We start from the raw sequence: 16,375 nt of genomic DNA, 5'->3' as shown, positions 1-16,375 counted from the left end.
GCCCGCTTCACCACCCGACTTCCCACACCTGACAGAATACACGATTCCCCGGTCATTCTGGCAGCCGAGTTGACGCGTAGGCCCCGCACTGAAGGACGGGGCCTACGCGCTACGTTTCCTGGTCATCGCACGCGACCATCTGCTGCGCCGGCAGCGGGAACGCGCCGGGCTCACCGCCACGGACGTGACCGTCGAGGACGACACGCTCGCCCTGCTGGCGGGCGAGTACACCCGGGAGGCCGGGGTGCGTGACCTGGAGCGGGCGATCGCCCGACTGCTGCGCAAGATCGTCGCGCGGACCGCGCTGGGCGAGGCGACCCTGCCGGTGACGGTGGGGGCGGCGAACCTGACCGGCTACCTGGGCCGGCCGAGGTTCACCCCGGAATCGGCGGAACGCACCGCGTTGCCGGGCATGGCGACGGGACTCGCCGTGACCGGCGCCGGCGGGGACGTGCTGTTCGTCGAGGCATCGCTGGCGGACGCGGAGACCGGCGGTTCGGGGCTCACGCTCACCGGTCAGCTCGGTGACGTGATGAAGGAGTCGGCCCAGATCGCCCTGTCCTACCTGCGTTCGCACGGGGCCGAACTGGAACTGCCGGTCGGGGACCTCGCCGAACGGGGGGTCCACGTGCACGTGCCCGCCGGTGCCGTGCCCAAGGACGGGCCGAGCGCCGGGGTGACCATGACGACGGCGCTGGCCTCGTTGCTGTCCGGGCGGCCGGTGCGCGCGGACGTGGCGATGACCGGGGAGGTGTCGCTGACCGGGCGGGTGCTGCCGATCGGCGGGGTGAAGCAGAAACTGCTCGCCGCGCACCGGGCCGGCCTCACCACCGTCCTGTTGCCCCGGCGTAACGGGCCGGATCTGGATGACGTGCCCGCCGCGGTGCGCGAGGCACTCACCGTCCATCTGGTCACCGACGTGCGGGAGGTGCTGGAGCTGGCCCTGGAACCCGGTTTCGACCCGGCGGCCCGTTCCCGGCAGGCGCTCGCGGCCTGAGATCCCTGTTGGGGGGCCACCGGACGGGTGGCCCCCCAACAGGCGCGCAAGGGACGGCTGGCCACAGCTGCGGGGCGACGCGCCGTGGACAAGGTAAACACCATGTGACGGGGGTGCACGAAGGCCCGATCGGAGCTACGGTCGGGGCGTGGATGGTGGCCGCTGTCTTCGGCAGGAGCGCATCGCGCAGCAACGCATCCTGGGGCTTAGTCGCCGAGGGGTGCGGCAGAGACCGCGCGACAATCGTGGGCCGGCGCATCTGCCGAGCCGACCGCCTGGCCGACGAAGGCGCCGCTCGCACTGACCGGTCATCCAGCCGGGCCGACCTGGTGCTCGTCGTGACCCAGTGGCCCGCTACAGTTATCGGATCCCATGCCGCCGTGGCGAAGGGGCCCGAACGAGGTGGACGTCCTCAAGCAAGGCTGGGTCGGTCTTGCCCTGTTCTGCACGGCCCTGGTGCTGATGCCTGCTCTGGTCTTCGGCTACGACAAGGACGCCTCGAGGGCCGACGAGGTCCGCGCCAGTCCCCGGCCCGCGGCCGCGACCACACTGCCGCTGCCGGTCGGCACCGGCATCTTCCCCGCGCCCAGACCGGTACTCGCCTTCGCCGGCATCCAGGCGGACCAGCCGATCGCCGGATTCCGGCGGATCGAGATCAACTCGCTGTCCTACACCGGGCCACTCAACTGGGTGCTGAACGGACCGATCGAGCCCTACCAGATCAGCCTCGCCCAACCGCCGTACATCTTCGCGCCCGGTCCGGACCAGGGCTGGCAGACCGACCAGGTACCCAACGGGCAGTACACCCTGACCGCGATCCCGGTCCGGGAACCGGACATGGCGATCTCCGTGTCCTTCACGGTCAGTAATCGCGTGAGTGTGTCCGGTTGATCGCTGGTCCGGGCGCGTGACGAGGCCGTCCGAAGACCTTAGTGTCAGCGGGATGGATCGTCTGGTGTGGATCGACTGCGAGATGACAGGCCTCGACGCGACGTCGGACCTGCTGCTGGAAGTTGCCTGTCTCGTTACGGACAGTGAACTTAATGTGCTCGACGAAGGCATCGATCTGGTGCTGGCCGCGCCGGACGAGGCGCTCGACGCGATGGTCCCGGTCGTCCGGGACATGCACAGGACGTCCGGCCTGACCACCGCCGTCCGCGCGTCCACGCTGACGCTGGCCGACGCGGAGAAGCTGGTGCTCGACTACGTCCGGGAGCGGGTGCCCGAGGTGCGCCGGGCCCCGCTGTGCGGAAACTCGATCGCCACCGACCGGACGTTCATCGCCCGGTACATGCCCGCGCTGGACGGCCACCTGCACTACCGGATGATCGACGTATCGTCGATCAAGGAACTCGCCCGCCGGTGGTACATCCGGACCTACTACGCCGCCCCGGCCAAGCGCGGCGGCCACCGCGCGCTCGCCGACATCCAGGAAAGCATCGAGGAACTGCGCTACTACCGCGAGGCCCTGTTCGTCCCCGCGCCGGGACCCGGCACCGAGCAGGCCCGCACCATCGCCGCGGACGTTCGCGCCCGCACCGAGGCGGCCCAGGCCGGCCTCGTCGCCCGTCGGGCCGACGCCGCCGACGCGACCGCCAGTTGAGATAACTGTTGCCGGCCCCCCGTCCACGTGGCCGCTGCGACCGGTATGATGCCTGTGCACGGTGAGGCGCCCACGGCGCCACGCCGTACATGGTGGGTGTAGCTCAGCTGGTAGAGCACCGGGTTGTGGTCCCGGTGGTCGCGGGTTCAAGTCCCGTCACCCACCCCAGATTCCTTCTCGCCTGCGCGAGCTTCCTGGCCGCCCGCGATGTCTGATCGTGGCCGGTCCCTCTTTCCTGGCTCAATGGTGATCATGCCTGCCCCCTGCCCGCCTGCATGTCTGCCTGTGGGCGGGAAGAATCGGTGCGGGTTGGCGGTTGTGCGGGGCAGGTAGTTGCTGATGCAACTATCCGGCCGCTGTCGCAGCCGCACGTGTGAGAGCTACTGGAGGACGTCATGCCCGCCGTGACCGCCGATACCGTCCACCTGCCGCGGTTGGCCGAGCCTGGTCTCGGCGATGTTGACCGTCCGGTGCGCAGGATCACGACCGCGCCGGGCGGGTACGAGGGGGAGGGCTTCCCGGTGCGCCGGGCCTTCGCCGGGGTGCGGCTCGCCGACCTCGACCCGTTCATCCACATGGACGAGATGGGTGCCGTCGACTACGGGCCCGGTGAGCCCAAGGGCACGCCGTGGCATCCGCACCGGGGCTTCGAGACCGTCACCTACATGATCGACGGGACGTTCCAGCACCAGGACTCGCATGGTGGCGGCGGGCTGATCGCCGATGGTGCGACGCAGTGGATGACCGCGGGAGCGGGCATTCTGCACATCGAGACGCCGCCGGCGGAGCTGGTGGAAAGCGGTGGGCTGTTCCACGGGGTGCAGCTGTGGGTGAACCTGCCGGCCAAGGACAAGTTCGCCGCGCCGCGCTACCAGAGCATCGAGGGCCCGCAGGTGGCGCTGGCCGCGTCGCCGGATGGTGGAGCCCTCGTGCGGGTGATCGCGGGAGACGTCGGCACGCGGCAGGGGCCTGGCTCGACGCACACGCCGATCTCGGTGGTGCACGTGACGGTGAGTCCCGGTGCGACGGTGCACGTCCCGTGGAACCCGGAGTTCAACGCGCTCGCCTATGTGCTGGGCGGGCGCGGCGCGGTCGGGCCGCAGCGCACGGCGATCGAGGCCGGTCAGCTGGCCGTGTTCGGTGCCGGTGACCTGGTGACGGTCGGCGCGGCCGAGCGGCAGGACTCGGTCAGTCCGCGGCTGGAGGTGCTGTTGCTCGGTGGACGTCCGATCCGCGAACATGTCGAGATGCACGGGCCGTTCGTCATGAACACCCGCGCGGAACTGGTCCAGGCCGTCGAGGACTACCAGGCCGGACGCCTCGGCGTCATCCCCGCCGGCGCCCTCATGCCACACCGCGTCTGACGCCACACCGCGTCCAGAGACCCGCACCGGGCTCTGCGGCCACACCGCATTCGGGGTGCCGGCCCCGCGCGTACGGACTTGTACCCGGATGTACGAGGCGGGTGTCGCGTGGGAAAGGCGTCGGTATGCTCGCGGTATCCGGAAAGCCTTCGGTTCCTTGCGGGTGATTGTGCGGTGCCGCCATCATCGATGGTGTCGGATTCGCTGAACCTGCGCGAGCGACGGGGACGGCGATGCTGCGCAAACCTGAATCGGTGGGTGTGGATGCCGACCGTGGGTCCGGTTTTCGGCTGGTGGAATGGCCGGCCGAAAGTTTCCTCGGGCAGATTCCCACGGTCGGCCGCGAGGAGATTCTCCGGCTTGGTACGCCGCGCGTTTTCGCCGATGAAGAGGCGTTGATGTGGGAGGGTGACCAGTCCAGCTTCGTCGTCGTTCTGCTGGAGGGCTGGGTGAAGGTCACCGCGGCGACGGAGAACGGGCATTTCGCGTTGCTCGCGATTCGCCGGGGTGGCGATCTGGTGGGGGAGCTCGCGGCGATCGACGCGCTTCCCCGCATGGCGACCGTCGTGGCGGCCGGCCCGGTGCGTGCGACGGTGCTCTCGGCGGAGGCCTTCCTCGGCTGCCTGCGTCGCCACCCGCTGGTGCACCAGGTGGTGAGCGGCACCCTGGGGGCGAAGTTCCGCGCGGCGACCAGACGCCGGGTGGAGTTCGCCGGCTACCCGGTCGCGCTGCGGGTGATGCGGGTCATCCTGGAACTCGGGCAGATGTACGGCCGCCCGGTGGCGGACCAGCACGGTGCGGTCGCCATCCCGTTGACCCAGCCGGAGATCGCCGCGCTCGTGGGAGCCGCCGAGCCGACGGTGCACAAGGTGCTGCGCGATCTGCGGCGGCGCGGCCTGCTGTCCACCGGCTATCGGTCGGTCATCATCCGGGATCCGCGGTTGCTGTGGGCGGAACTCGCCTGCCTGGATTCGGGCTCCCGGGCGGTGCAGGAGAACTACCGCGCTGCCGGCGCATGATTCTGGACCACCCGCACATCGCTTTGACAGCGCGGCATCTGGCGTCCGCCGGGACGTCCGGGCGGGCCTGCTGTTCCGGTGGCTGTTGGTAGGGTGCCGTCACGGGCGGGGAGGAAACCGGACGGGTGCGGGCGAAGGCGGGGGCACGTGGGGCTGCGGCGGGTGACGGCGGTGCGGTACGCGGCGGCGCTGCGTGAGGGCGGGAGCCTGCCCGGTCTGATGGAGGGTGACGACCTCGGCACCTGGGTGGTGAAGTTCCGCGGCGCGGGGCAGGGGCAGGGGGCGCTCGTCGCCGAGGTGGTGGTCGGGGAGCTGGCTCGTGCGCTGGGGCTGCCCGTACCCGAGATCGTCGTCGTCGACGTCGACCCGCGCCTTGGCCGTACCGAACCCGACCAGGAGGTGCAGGATCTGCTGCGGGCCAGCGCCGGCGCCAACCTGGGGCTCGACTACCTGCCCGGGTCCATCACCTACGATCCGCTCGCCTTCACCGTCGCCCCGGAGCTCGCGGCGCGGGTGCTGTGGCTGGACGCGCTGACGCTCAACGTCGACCGGTCGTGGCGCAATCCGAACCTGCTGGTGTGGGGCGGCGGCCTGTGGTTGATCGATCATGGCGCCGCGCTGTACCCGCATCATGACTGGGCGAGCGCGGACGGGTCTGTCGCCCGGACCCTGCCCGGCGTGGCTGACCATGTGCTGCTACCGGCGGCGGCGGCCCGACCTGACGCGTTCGCGCGGGCCGACGTGGAACTCGCCGGCCAGGTGGAGGCGGCACTGCTCACCGCCGTGCTTGACCGAGTACCCGCGGACTGGCTGGCGGTGCCGCCCGAGCGTTACGTCCGGTGGCTGCTGGCCCGGGTCGAGGCGCGGGCGACCTGGCGGGACGCGGTGATCACGGCCCTCGGCTCCGCCGACGAGGTGCGGCAGACCGGTCAGGCCGGTCAGACGCGACAGGCAGGACAGGCAGGACAGGCGGGACGGACAGGGCGGGCGGGACAGACGGGGCGGCCGGAGTGGCTGCGGGCCGGTGACTGGTTGCGCACGGGTGGGACACGGCCTCGGGGGCGCGGCGATGCCTGAGCTGTTCGAGTACGCGGTGATCCGGCTGGTGCCGCGGGTGGAACGCGGTGAGTTCCTCAACGTCGGGGTGGTGCTGTACTGCCAGCCGCCGCGGTTTCTGGACCTGCGCTGCCAGCTGGAGGCATCCCGGGTCGCGGTGCTGGACCCGCATCTGGACGTCGACGTGGTCCTGGCCCATCTGGGCGCGTTCGCCGCGGTCTGCGCGGGCGGGGCGGGCGCGGGGCCGGCGGGGCGGCCGGGGCCGGGGGAGCGGTTTCGCTGGTTGACGGCGCCGCGCAGCACGATCATCCAGACCTCGCCGGTGCACACCGGTCTCACCGACGATCCGTCGGCCGAACTGGACCGGCTGGCCGACCTGCTGCTCGGCGAACCAGGACCCCGCCCGGCGGGGACTCGGGAGATCACGCCCCCGCCGGGCGGGTGAGGCGGACGGTTACCGGTTACCAGAGCTGCGAGTAGCGGACCGCGGCCTGGGGGTTCTGGAACACGCAGTGCGTGGGATCCCCCGGTCGGAACAGGTTCGAACCGACGTTCGGCGGCTCGCAGGTGTTGAAGTAGTTCTCGTAGTAGAAGCCCTTGTCGGCTCGTTCCCGCATCCAGTCCCACATGAACTGGATGTAGTTCGGGTTGTCGCCGGCACCGTTGTCGTCGTTGCCGCTGACGACCCCCCACTCGCCGACGCCGAACAGCTTTCCGTGCTGGCGGGCGAAGTTGTACAGCCAGGTGATGCCACCGGTCTGGTTGGCCTGCTGGTCGAACTCCGCCTGGGTGCGCGAGGGCGGGTAGTGGTCGTAGGCGTCGATGCCGATGATGTCCACGTACGCGTCACCCGGGTAGAGGTCCAGCGGGTTGTGGCTCGCCGGGTTCTGGGAGTAGTGCGCGTTGATGGACCAGTCGAGCAGCGGGTCGGGGCTCGCGGTCGACCGGATGGCGTCGGCGACGTGCCGCCAGCAGTTCACATAGGCGGTCGGATCGCTGCCCGACCACTTGTACCAGTTTCCGTTGGCCTCCCAGGCGATGCGGATGATGGAGTTCTGCCGGCCGGTCTCGTTCAGGGTCTGGCCGAACCGACGCCAGTGCGCGTCGTAGGCACCTGTGGCGCAGGTCTGCAGGGAGGTGTCCGGGGTCTCCGGGAACGGCGGGACGGAGATCACCAGCCGGCCCGGCCAGCCGGCGAAGTTCTGCTCCGTCCAGGACGGTTCGACCATGTTCTGCCAGCTGTCCCGGCTGACGAACACCTGCGACAGGTCGCAGGGGCTGCCCCGGTTGGCGCAGAACGCGTCCACGTCCACTGGCTGTTGGATCGGGTCGCCGTTGACGCCGGACAGCCACGGCAGGCCCGATCGGTGCGGCTGGGACGGGCTGTCCAGGATCTCGCGGTAGCTGTCCGCCCGGTCGAAGCCGCTCCAGGTTCCGGTGGAGGGGCTGATGGAGCGGCCGACGTTCACGACGAAGGCCGTGTGCGGGCCTTCGGTCAGTACGGAGGAGCGGTAGAACAGGGCCTTGGTCTGGGTGGCCCCGTAGGTGTTCACCGCACGCGGGTTCTTCCCGTCGATGCTGATGGTGATGACCCCGCCCTGGGGTGTGCGGATGCCGTAGATGTCGATCTGGGAACCGTTGAACCGGATCGCGGCCGTCGCTCCGGCGGCCGTCGAGAAGCGGTAGCTGTTGTTCCTGGTGGCCGGTGCGCACCCGGTGCAGGTCGTCCACAGGTTGACGTAGTTGACCTGGCTGGCGTTGTCCTCGATCGTGCCGTTCTGCACGAACATGGCGAGCGCCGGGTTCAGTGAACCTCCCAGAAGAAAGAACGGTGTCATGCAGATGATGGCGGGCAGAATCCAGGCCCGCATGCCACGCCGGCGACGGCGGTGGCTGTGGCTGTGGCTGTGGCCCGGTGGACCCGAGGATCCCCCGGCTCGGGACCGGAAACGGTCCCATCCTCTGGATTCCCGCCGGTGACGTCCCATGGGCGGCGTTGCGTGCGATGTCTCAGTCATTCCCCCGCCTGCTGCAGTCGGTCATCGGTGTAGGAGCGCCGGTGACAGCCAGCCGTTGACGGGGGGATAGTAGGCAGAGAGGAAGATCAATTTTACTCTCTGTATCGAGTGGCGTGGATCGGCGGTGCGGGCAGTCCCGTCTGTCTGGGAATGCCCGCACGATCGACTACGCTGTGTACATGCCCGGCCTGTGTGTCGACCGGGTCGGGTGAGCGAGGGTCAGCGGGTGGCGCGGCGCCGGCCCCGCAGGACGGTCACGAGCTGGTCCGTGGCCAGCAGCAGCACGGCCAGCCAGGAGATCACCGCGACCCGCCCGAAGGACGACACCCAGTCGCCGTTCGTCGGCAGGGCATGGCGATCCTGCACCTCGAGCACGTACAGCGCGCTCACCGTCAGGCACACCGCCGGCCCGATCCGGGTCAGCCAGCGCCCACGCGGGACGAGTAGCGCCACCACGGTCGCCAACGCCACCACCACCCCCGCCGGCACCGACACGAGCACGGTGGACAGCGCCCCGGCACCGACCGCCGCGGCCACGACGATGCGCGGCTCGACCCGGTCGGACGTCTCGGCGCGCCACGGGTCCAGGGTGGGCAGGTCGGGACGATCCGGGCCGCCGTCGACACCGCGCGACCGGCGCCGCCGAACCCGACGCGTGGTGATCACCAGTAGGGCGAGGAAGAACACGACCGTCACCGCGGACAGCACCAGGCTGTACCGGACGATCCGCTGCGGCGCCCAGGTGATGCTCACGCTGAGCGAGCTCGTGGTCGGGGTGATCCGCCAGCCGTTGGCGTAGCCGTCGATCAGCCGCGGGGCGCCGGCGTCCACACCGTTCACCGTCGCGTGCCAGCCCGGTGACAGGCTCTGCCCGAGGACCAGCCAGAACGGGGTCGCCGGCTTCGCACCGGTGATGGTCGCCTGGTAGGAGGTCGCCGACGTCGAGCGCACGTTCACCTGCGGTTCGGTGGCCGTGTGGGCAGTCGCCGTGCTCTGCCCGGCGGGTGCCGTCCCGGTGTCACCGGCACCCAGCCACGGTCCGCCGCCGGCGTCGGAGGCGAACAGCAGCCGATCAAGGTCGAAGCCGAGCCCGGCACCGTCCCCGGTGCGCACCACATGCTTGCCGGGGCCCAGGGTCAACGCGCCACCGCAGGTCGACACGCGTAGCCCGAGCCGACTCACCGCGTCCGTCGTGGAACCGTCGACCCGCACACCGACCGGCTGGCCGTCGACGCTGAGCAGGTCGTACCGGCAGGTCCCGGGCAGCTGCGGGGGCAGCGCCGGGTCTGCCGCCAGACCGGGCAGGCCGATCTCGGCGATGCCGACGGGCATCGCCAGCGACGAGCGGCTGATCGGGTCGAGGCTGGTCACCGTGCGGGTGTCCTCGACGACGAACCGCCAGCTGCTGCCGGTGGTGGCGGGGAAGTTCAGGGTGACCTGCCGGGTGCCGCCCCGCTGGTCGGTGTCACCGACCGGCGCCACGGCGACCGATCCGACGGTACGACCGTCGACGATCAGGCCGATCCGGGTGGGCACCGAGTGCCGGCCGTCCGCGACCAGCGCCATCGTCGCCGACGACGCGGTGACCGGGGTCGGGGCCGCGACCTGGATCCACGCGCCGTCCTGCGCGCCGATACCGGGGCTCCACACGGTGCTCTGATCGCCGTCGAAGGCGCTGGACGCCCGGTCGGCGATCGCGCCCGGTAGCCGTCCGGACGAGGTGACCACCGGCAGGGTCGGCGCCCGACCCAGGGTCTGGTCGAGGGCGGCGTCCGAGGCGTAGGCGGACACGCGCGCGGTGCCGGTGAGAGCGAAGGTCCGCGCGGTCGGCAGGTCGAACGAGCGGACGATCACCGACTCGGTGTCGGACTTGAACGGTTCCGCCGGGTTGGCCCGGTCCCGCGACATCTGCAGGGCGAGCCGGTGGCTCAGCGACGAGGCACCGGCCGCGGTGAGGGTGTCACTGGGCATCCGCAGCACCTCGTCGGCGGTCAGCGCCTTCCCGTCGGCGCCGGGAATGTCGACCTCGGCGAAGCCGACGGCGGACACCCCGTCGTAGGTGCGCTGGCGGCCGGTGTTCGTCCCGTCCACCCGGATGCGCAGGGTTCGAAACGAACGACTGGAGAAGCTGACCGTCTGGCCGGCCTCGGTGCGCGAGGACGGGTCGAGGTCGACGGTGACCGGACTGCCGCCGTCGAACGTCAACGTCACCCGGGTGATCCACCGGTTACGCGGCCCGGTCAGCGGCTGGACGAGGCGGATGTGGTCGGCGGTGGTCGGGGTGGCCAGCGTCGCCTGCCACTGCTCACCGGTCGGGTCGGTGAAGGCGCCGACCCGCCAGGCGGTGCTCGGATCGCCGTCGATGCCGCGGGTCGGCCGGTCCCAGGGCGCGTAGGAGAACGTGTTGCCGTAGTTGGACGCGGTGACCGCGGCGATCCGCGCCGGCGCGCCGGGCGCGGTCAGCGCCATCGTCGTCTCGTTCGCCGTCGTCTCGCCGGGGAACAGCTCCAGCCGGTTGTCGTTGGGGTCCCGGGTCAGCGGGGCGACACCGGGCTGTTCCACATAGCCGAAGTTCTCCCGCACACCCGTCCACCGTTCGGCCCGCAGCCGGTTGGTGTCGGAGACCAGCAGGTCCGCGCCGTCGGCGAGGGCCTGCGTCAGTTCCTGCGGATGGGCGGCGAGTTCGGGGGCGTAGAGGATCGCCCGGTGGTCGGCGACCGGGTCGGCGAGCAGCCCCGAGGCCGCCGCGTCCACCAGCGCCTCCGCGTTGCCGCTGACGACCAGCGGACGGGTGGTGCTGGCGGTGCGCAGCGCCGGTCGGGTGGCGGAGACGGGGAAGTCGGCCAGGGCCGGCGGATCGGCCACCGAGGTCCGGGTGCCGAGCGTGATCTCGTCGGTGAACGGGATACCCGGGTCCTCGGCGACCGGCGGGCCGAACGTCGTCGGGGTGCCGAGACCGTCGGGAATCCTCGAGGTGAACAGATCCCAGGTGGTGCGCGGCCGCGGGCTGCGATAGCGCTCGTAGGCCAGGTTGCTGCGCAGCACCACGTCGCCCGCGCCGATGAGCCGGGCCATGTCCGGGATGGCGGCGGTCTCCAGCACGCCTTCCTGGAGCCGGCGGTCGAGCGCGCGGACGAGGTCGACGCTGCCGGCCTCACCGTAGGGGATCAGTTCCCGTACGACCAGCGGACGGTCCATCAGACCTTCGGAGACCGGGTCGAGGGTGCTGCCCCAGCGATAGTGGGAGAAGTCGGCGCCGGGCAGTTCCAGCACGCGGGCGTCGCCGCCCCTGGCGTCCAGCGCCTTCGCCAGCTCCGTCTCATACGACGGGACGTTCTCGGGTCGTACCAGCAGCCGGTCGACGAACTGCCCCTGGAACAGCGGCAGCATGTTCACCATGATCAGGACGATCACGGCGCCCAGTGCGATCCCGGGCACCGCCGGGCGCCAGCGACGCGCCGACCGGTTCGCCCCCCGCCGCCGGCGACCCTCGGCCCGGAGGCGGGGGTGCGGGTCGGCGCAGCGCTGCTCGAGTGCGGCGAGACCACCGGCGAGCAGCACCGACAGGCCGAGCACCACCATCGGCACGGCGCGCGGCAACGAGCGCAGCGCGAGCCCGGCGGTGGAACCCTCCGCGAAGTCCTTGAACAGCCGGCCCCACGGCGAGGGATCGTCGTACGGGTAGACGCCGACGGCGATCGTCGTGCCCAGCAGGATCAGCGCGACGAAGTAGCCGCGCTGCCCCCAGCGCACGGCGGACGCGGCGACCAGGGCGAGGATCGGCAGCGCGAAGCTGATCACGATCAGCCACAGGGCCTGTGTGTACCGGGTGGCCGGGCCGATCCAGGGTCCGAGCGCGTCCTGACCGTAGAAGAACCAGTTACCCAGGCCGCGCAGCACCTCCGAGGCCTGCGAACTGCTCGCCACCGTCTCGATCGTCTCGGTGAAGGCGAGCACGTTGAGGCCGTAGCCGGCCTGGACGTACAGGCCCGCCATCCACCACGCCGAGGTCACGCAGATCGCCAGCACCGCCCGGACACTCATCCCGACGGCCGCGCCCCACCGCACCTCGCGGGTGCCCCACACCGCGAACGGTATCCACAGCAGCGGCGCGAACAGAATGAAGATCAGGCTGGACGCGTTGATGCTGCCGATCGTCGTGACGACCAGGGCGAACGCCGCCGGGAACCGCCATCCGGTCGGCCGCCAGCCGGCCCGTCCCCCCTCGGCCTCCCGCAGCCCCCGGACGGTGATCCCGATCAGCCAGCCGAGCCCCGCGTAGGGCAGCAGGATCGCCGAGATCCGCGCCTCGTACTCCAGGACGTACGGGGACAGCATGTAGCCCAGCGCCGCGACGAAGGCGAACCGGTCCGGCCACCGAAACGACCGCAGCAGGAACAACACCCCGGCGCCCGCGCCGAACAGGATCGACCCGGTCCACAGCCGCTGCGCCACCCAGTCGGGCAGCCCGACGACCTGGGCCACCCAGTAGAACAGCCCCTGGGGGTACAGATAGCCGATGTTCTGGTGGGTGACGGTGCCCATGCCGATCGCCGGGTCCCACATGGACACGGCCCGACGCAGCATCCGACCCGGATCGAGGTACAGGTACGCCTTGGTGTCCGCGCCGATCTTCCCGGGTGCGGTGGCCAGCAGCGGCAGGTAGACCACCGCCGCGAGCACCACCGGCGGCCACGACGGCCAGAACCGACCGGTCGGCCACCGCCGCCGGGTCGGCCCGCGCCGCCCGCTCGCCCGGGCAGCGTCGTCGTCCGGGTGGTGATCCGCGCCCACCGCCCCGCCGCTGGCCAGCGCGTCATCGCGGGTCAGCGCGTCATCGCGGGTGAGCGCGCCGGGTACGCGCCGGGTGGGGACGTCGGCGCCGCCGGCCGGGTGTGGGGGGGTGGCGGGCTGGCCGTGGGCGTCCGGGCCGGGGGCGCCGGACGAGGTGGTCAGGCTCACGCCGCGACCGGGCGGTTCACCGGCGCCGGCCGGCGGCGGAACCGTCGGCACGGCGCTGGCGGGCGGCCTCGCGGACCAGTGCGGCGAACGTGGCGCGGGCGGTCTCCGCCCAGGTGAAGGTCGCGGCGTGGGCGAGCGCGCCGGCGGCGAGCCGGGCGTGCAGCTCGCGGTCGGTCAGCACGCCCGCGAGTGTGCGGCCCAGGTCCGCGGGCTCCACGAGCAGACCGGTCTCGCCATCGATGACCGCGTCGGTGTGCCCGGCGATCCGGGTGGCCACCGACGGGACCCCGCAGGCCGCCGCCTCGGTGATCGTCATGCCCCAACCCTCCCGGGCGGAGGCCGAGGTCAGCACCCAGGCACGCCGGTAGAGCGCGAGCAGTTCGGCGTCATCGACCCGACCGATGAGCCGCAGCCACTGCCCGGCGCCCGCCGCGGCGATCTTCTTCTCGAGTTCGGGTCGCTCGTAGCCCTCGCCGACGATCACCGCTTCCATCGTCGGATGGTCCTGCCGGGCCCGCAGCAGCGCGTCGATGAGGACGTCGAACCGCTTCACCGGCACCAACCGCCCGACCGAGAGCACCAGCGGATGCGGTGACCGCTCGCCGGCGGGGGTGTAGGCCGGGTCGATACCCGGCGGCACGACGGTGATGTTGCGCGGCGGCAGACCGAGCAGATCGATGATCTCGTGCCGGGACGACTGGGACAGCGTGAGGATGCGGGTCCGCCGGTACATCGGCGGGGCCACCCGGAACTCGACGGTCTCCCCGATCCGCGCGAGCTTCGGGGAGAGCACCATCCGCCACATCTCGGCGTGCACGTGGTGCAGGAACACCACCCGCGGGCAGCGGGCCCACACCGGCGAGAAGAACGGCATGCCGTTCCAGATCTCGACCAGACCGTCCCAGGGCCCGGTCCGACCCATCGCCCCGGACAGCGCCGTGCGTGGGAACACCGAGTAGCGGCCCGCCTTGCGCACCACCGAGTAGCCGTTGCGCTGGACGGACTCGGGCCGTCCGGGCGCCATCGCCGTGCGCAGGCTCACGTCGATGCCAGCCTGCGCCCAGCGCTCGGCGACCTTGTCGGCGTGCAGCTCCGAGCCACCGGACTCGGGATCGTCCAGGTCCCGCCAGGCCAGCACGTGGACTCGACGCATCCCCGAGGTCTCGACGAGCTCCGCGAGGCTCGGTGGGCGCCCCACCACGGCCTCGATGCTCGGCGCGCCCAGCTGCTGGGTCAGCAGGCTCGGCGCGACCTGCGAGCCGGCCGTGCCCGAGGACGGCAGGACCAGCCGGGCCGGGGTCGGCGCCAGGGCACCGTTCGGGTCCGGCGCGCGGTTCGGGTTCAGGGTGCTGTTCGGGCCGCCGGTGCTGTTCGGGACCCGTCCGTTACGTGAAGCGGTCATGCCTGCACCATCCGTCCAGCCGGTCGACCAGTTGCCTCACGGGCCGTACGTCGAGCCGCGGCCAGCACCGACAGGCCGGTGACCACGGCGAGCACCGCCTGGCAGGCAAGATCCGCCCGAGCGGTCGCCGCCGGGTCGCCGTCGGCCCACCACAACAGGGGGACGGTGACGGCGGCGGCCAGCGCCAGCGCCAGCAGGACGCCACGCTCGCCGAGGGCGAGCAGATAGTGGGTGAACAGCACGGTAGCTCCGAGACAGGTCATCGCCGCGGCCAGGGGAAACAGGGCGCCGGAGGCGTCGGTGAAGCGGGACCCGAAGGCCAGCGCAAGAAGTGTGTCCGGTGCGACGAGCGCGGCCGTGAGCAGCCCCGCTGCCGGTACCAGCAGTATCGCGATCGTTGCACCCAGTTGGTGCAGGGCGTGCTGTCCGAGGTGTCGCCGATCGGCCGTCTCCGGCAGCAGGAAGCCCGCCAGCACGACCGCGGCCAGCACCAGGACCTTGCTGGCCACGGACACGGCCGCGTACGACCCCGACCGGCCGGGCGCCAGCCGTCCCTGCATCAGAACGTCGACGTTCTGCAGTACTGCCAGCAGTCCGAGCGCGACGAGCGCCGCCCCGACCTCCACCGCCAGCCGCCTGGACGCGACGCCCGCCGCGGGTGCCCGCCCCGTGCCGGGCGTGGATTCGCCGGCCACCGGGACGGACTCCGCCGCGAACGACGTCCCGCCGGGGGTGATCCCGTCGGGGCACGCCAGTTCGGGGGACGTCCGTTCGGCGACGGCCGGCGTGGGGGACACCAGCGCGGGGGCACTGGGTGCGCCGGGCAGGTCCGGTCGGGGCATGCCCAGCGCCTGCGGGTGGCGGGCCAGCGCCCGGCGGGTGTGCAGCAGTGCCGCGCACACCCCGCACAGGACGCCCATCGCCGCCCCGGCCTCGGCCAGGCCGCCAAGGACCAGACCGATCGTGACCGCGGTCTTGACGCCCGCGTCCACCAGCAGGTTCGCGGCCAGCGCCCCGTACTGTCGGGCGCACTGGAGCAGCCCGCGGTCGACGCACAGCAGGCACCAGGCCGCCCCGGCGATGATGATCTCAGCGATGCCGCCGGGGCCCGGCAGGGACAGCTCGTGCGCCACCGCGCCGCGTCCCGCGACGGCGAGCACCGCGACGACCAGCACCGTGGCCACCCCGGCCCGGCGAATGCGGCGTACCCAGCCGTCCAGCAGGTCGGGGCGACCGGTGTGCTGCCAGATCGTCACCCGGCGCACCACGCCGACCAGCAGCGCGCTGCCGGGCATCGACACGACGAAGAACACCGCGATGAGCTGGGCGACCGCGCCATAGGAGCGGGTGCTCATCTGGCGGGCGATGACCAGGGTGACGCCGAGGTTCGCGACGTTGGCCAGCAGCCCGGCCGCGGCGAGTGGGACGGCCCCGCGCAGCGACCCACCGCGCCGGGCACCCCCGGCGGCGGTCCCGGACCCGACCCTGGCTGGCGTCGCCGAGGCGGTCGCGGTCGGGTCTCCCGCTGGCAGGTCGCGGTCGGCGGGTGGCGGGCCGCCCGCCGGCGCGGCGCCGCCCGCCGTCACCGCCGGCGCGTGCCGGGTCATCGCGGTACGCCCCGGCGGCGGACCGTTCGGTGCTGACGGACTGCTCCGCGGCAGCAGACGGCTCTGCGGCAGCAGACGGCTCTGCGGCAACCCACGCGGGCGTCCTGCCCGGCGGACCAGCGGGGACAACCGCGGCCGCACCCGCTTCACCCCCGTGACCGGCCGCTTCACCCCGATGGGGGTGGTCGGCGGCGTCCGGTGCCCGGGGGAGAGGTTCACCTGATCGTCAGGGCCTTGTCGGACGAGTCGGACTCGAGTGCGAGGTCGTTGTCGACCATCATCGCGACCAGCTCCTCGAAGGCCACCCGCGGCTGCCACCCCAACACCTCCCGCGCCTTCGACGCATC

10 protein-coding genes, 1 tRNA gene and 1 pseudogene are annotated in these 16,375 nt (G+C 71.9%); 8 read left to right on the top strand and 4 right to left on the bottom strand.

Annotation, left to right across the window (positions count from 1 at the left end; genetic code table 11):
- Positions 1–118 precede the first annotated feature (118 nt).
- From MXD59_RS25175 to MXD59_RS25140, 8 genes and pseudogenes are all read left to right on the top strand, one after another.
- A pseudogene (locus MXD59_RS25175) lies at positions 119–997 on the top strand (S16 family serine protease); the annotation flags it as partial.
- 402 nt (positions 998–1,399) lie between these two features.
- Complete coding sequence (locus tag MXD59_RS25170; RefSeq protein ID WP_248827058.1) at positions 1,400–1,888, top strand: hypothetical protein; 489 nt, start codon at positions 1,400–1,402, stop codon at positions 1,886–1,888.
- 52 nt (positions 1,889–1,940) lie between these two features.
- Complete coding sequence (gene orn / locus MXD59_RS25165) at positions 1,941–2,600, top strand: oligoribonuclease (protein ID WP_248827057.1); 660 nt, start codon at positions 1,941–1,943, stop codon at positions 2,598–2,600.
- 92 nt (positions 2,601–2,692) lie between these two features.
- A tRNA-His gene (locus MXD59_RS25160) sits at positions 2,693–2,768 on the top strand.
- Positions 2,769–2,995: 227 nt separating this feature from the next.
- A complete protein-coding gene (locus tag MXD59_RS25155; RefSeq protein WP_248827056.1) occupies positions 2,996–3,964 on the top strand; it encodes a pirin family protein in 969 nt (322 codons plus the stop codon).
- Positions 3,965–4,197: 233 nt separating this feature from the next.
- Complete coding sequence (locus MXD59_RS25150; protein WP_248827055.1) at positions 4,198–4,983, top strand: Crp/Fnr family transcriptional regulator; 786 nt, start codon at positions 4,198–4,200, stop codon at positions 4,981–4,983.
- Between the two features lie 153 nt (positions 4,984–5,136).
- Positions 5,137–6,060, top strand: a complete 924-nt coding sequence (locus MXD59_RS25145; protein ID WP_248827059.1) for a HipA family kinase — start codon at positions 5,137–5,139, stop codon at positions 6,058–6,060.
- Positions 6,053–6,484 carry a DUF3037 domain-containing protein gene (locus tag MXD59_RS25140; protein ID WP_248827054.1) on the top strand — a complete coding sequence of 144 codons (432 nt, stop codon included), beginning with the start codon at positions 6,053–6,055 and terminating at the stop codon, positions 6,482–6,484. Before MXD59_RS25145 ends, MXD59_RS25140 begins: the two co-directional genes overlap by 8 nt.
- 16 nt (positions 6,485–6,500) lie before the next feature.
- On the opposite strand, the gene MXD59_RS25135 is transcribed toward MXD59_RS25140, so the two are convergent.
- From MXD59_RS25135 to MXD59_RS25120, 4 genes are all read right to left on the bottom strand, one after another.
- Positions 6,501–7,910: a glycoside hydrolase family 26 protein gene (locus tag MXD59_RS25135; RefSeq protein ID WP_248827053.1), complete on the bottom strand. Its 1,410-nt coding sequence runs from the start codon at positions 7,908–7,910 to the stop codon at positions 6,501–6,503.
- 366 nt (positions 7,911–8,276) lie between these two features.
- Entirely contained in the window at positions 8,277–13,019 is a 4,743-nt protein-coding gene (locus MXD59_RS25130; RefSeq protein WP_248827052.1) for an alpha-(1->3)-arabinofuranosyltransferase domain-containing protein, read from the bottom strand.
- A gap of 16 nt (positions 13,020–13,035) precedes the next feature.
- Positions 13,036–14,421, bottom strand: a complete 1,386-nt coding sequence (locus tag MXD59_RS25125; protein WP_248827051.1) for a glycosyltransferase family 4 protein — start codon at positions 14,419–14,421, stop codon at positions 13,036–13,038.
- The gene (locus MXD59_RS25120; RefSeq protein ID WP_248827050.1) at positions 14,418–16,028 is read right to left on the bottom strand and encodes a hypothetical protein; all 1,611 of its coding nucleotides are present in this window, start codon (positions 16,026–16,028) and stop codon (positions 14,418–14,420) included. The genes MXD59_RS25125 and MXD59_RS25120 overlap by 4 nt, the downstream gene beginning before the upstream one ends.
- Positions 16,029–16,375 lie beyond the last annotated feature (347 nt).

Source organism: Frankia umida, assembly GCF_023242945.1.
Taxonomy (GTDB): Bacteria; Actinomycetota; Actinomycetes; order Frankiales; family Frankiaceae; genus Frankia; species Frankia umida.
Note: the sequence above shows the minus strand (reverse complement) of the source record. Positions and strands in the feature narration are given on the sequence as shown.

What these genes read in the sequence shown, in the direction of transcription:
- MXD59_RS25155 (WP_248827056.1), top strand. Translation starts at nt 2,996, where the DNA reads ATGCCCGCCGTGACCGCCGATACCGTCCACCTGCCGCGGTTGGCCGAG.
- MXD59_RS25135 (WP_248827053.1), bottom strand. Translation starts at nt 7,910, where the DNA reads ATGCGGGCCTGGATTCTGCCCGCCATCATCTGCATGACACCGTTCTTT.
- orn (WP_248827057.1), top strand. Translation starts at nt 1,941, where the DNA reads ATGGATCGTCTGGTGTGGATCGACTGCGAGATGACAGGCCTCGACGCG.
- MXD59_RS25120 (WP_248827050.1), bottom strand. Translation starts at nt 16,028, where the DNA reads ATGACCCGGCACGCGCCGGCGGTGACGGCGGGCGGCGCCGCGCCGGCG.
- MXD59_RS25150 (WP_248827055.1), top strand. Translation starts at nt 4,198, where the DNA reads ATGCTGCGCAAACCTGAATCGGTGGGTGTGGATGCCGACCGTGGGTCC.
- MXD59_RS25125 (WP_248827051.1), bottom strand. Translation starts at nt 14,421, where the DNA reads ATGACCGCTTCACGTAACGGACGGGTCCCGAACAGCACCGGCGGCCCG.
- MXD59_RS25140 (WP_248827054.1), top strand. Translation starts at nt 6,053, where the DNA reads ATGCCTGAGCTGTTCGAGTACGCGGTGATCCGGCTGGTGCCGCGGGTG.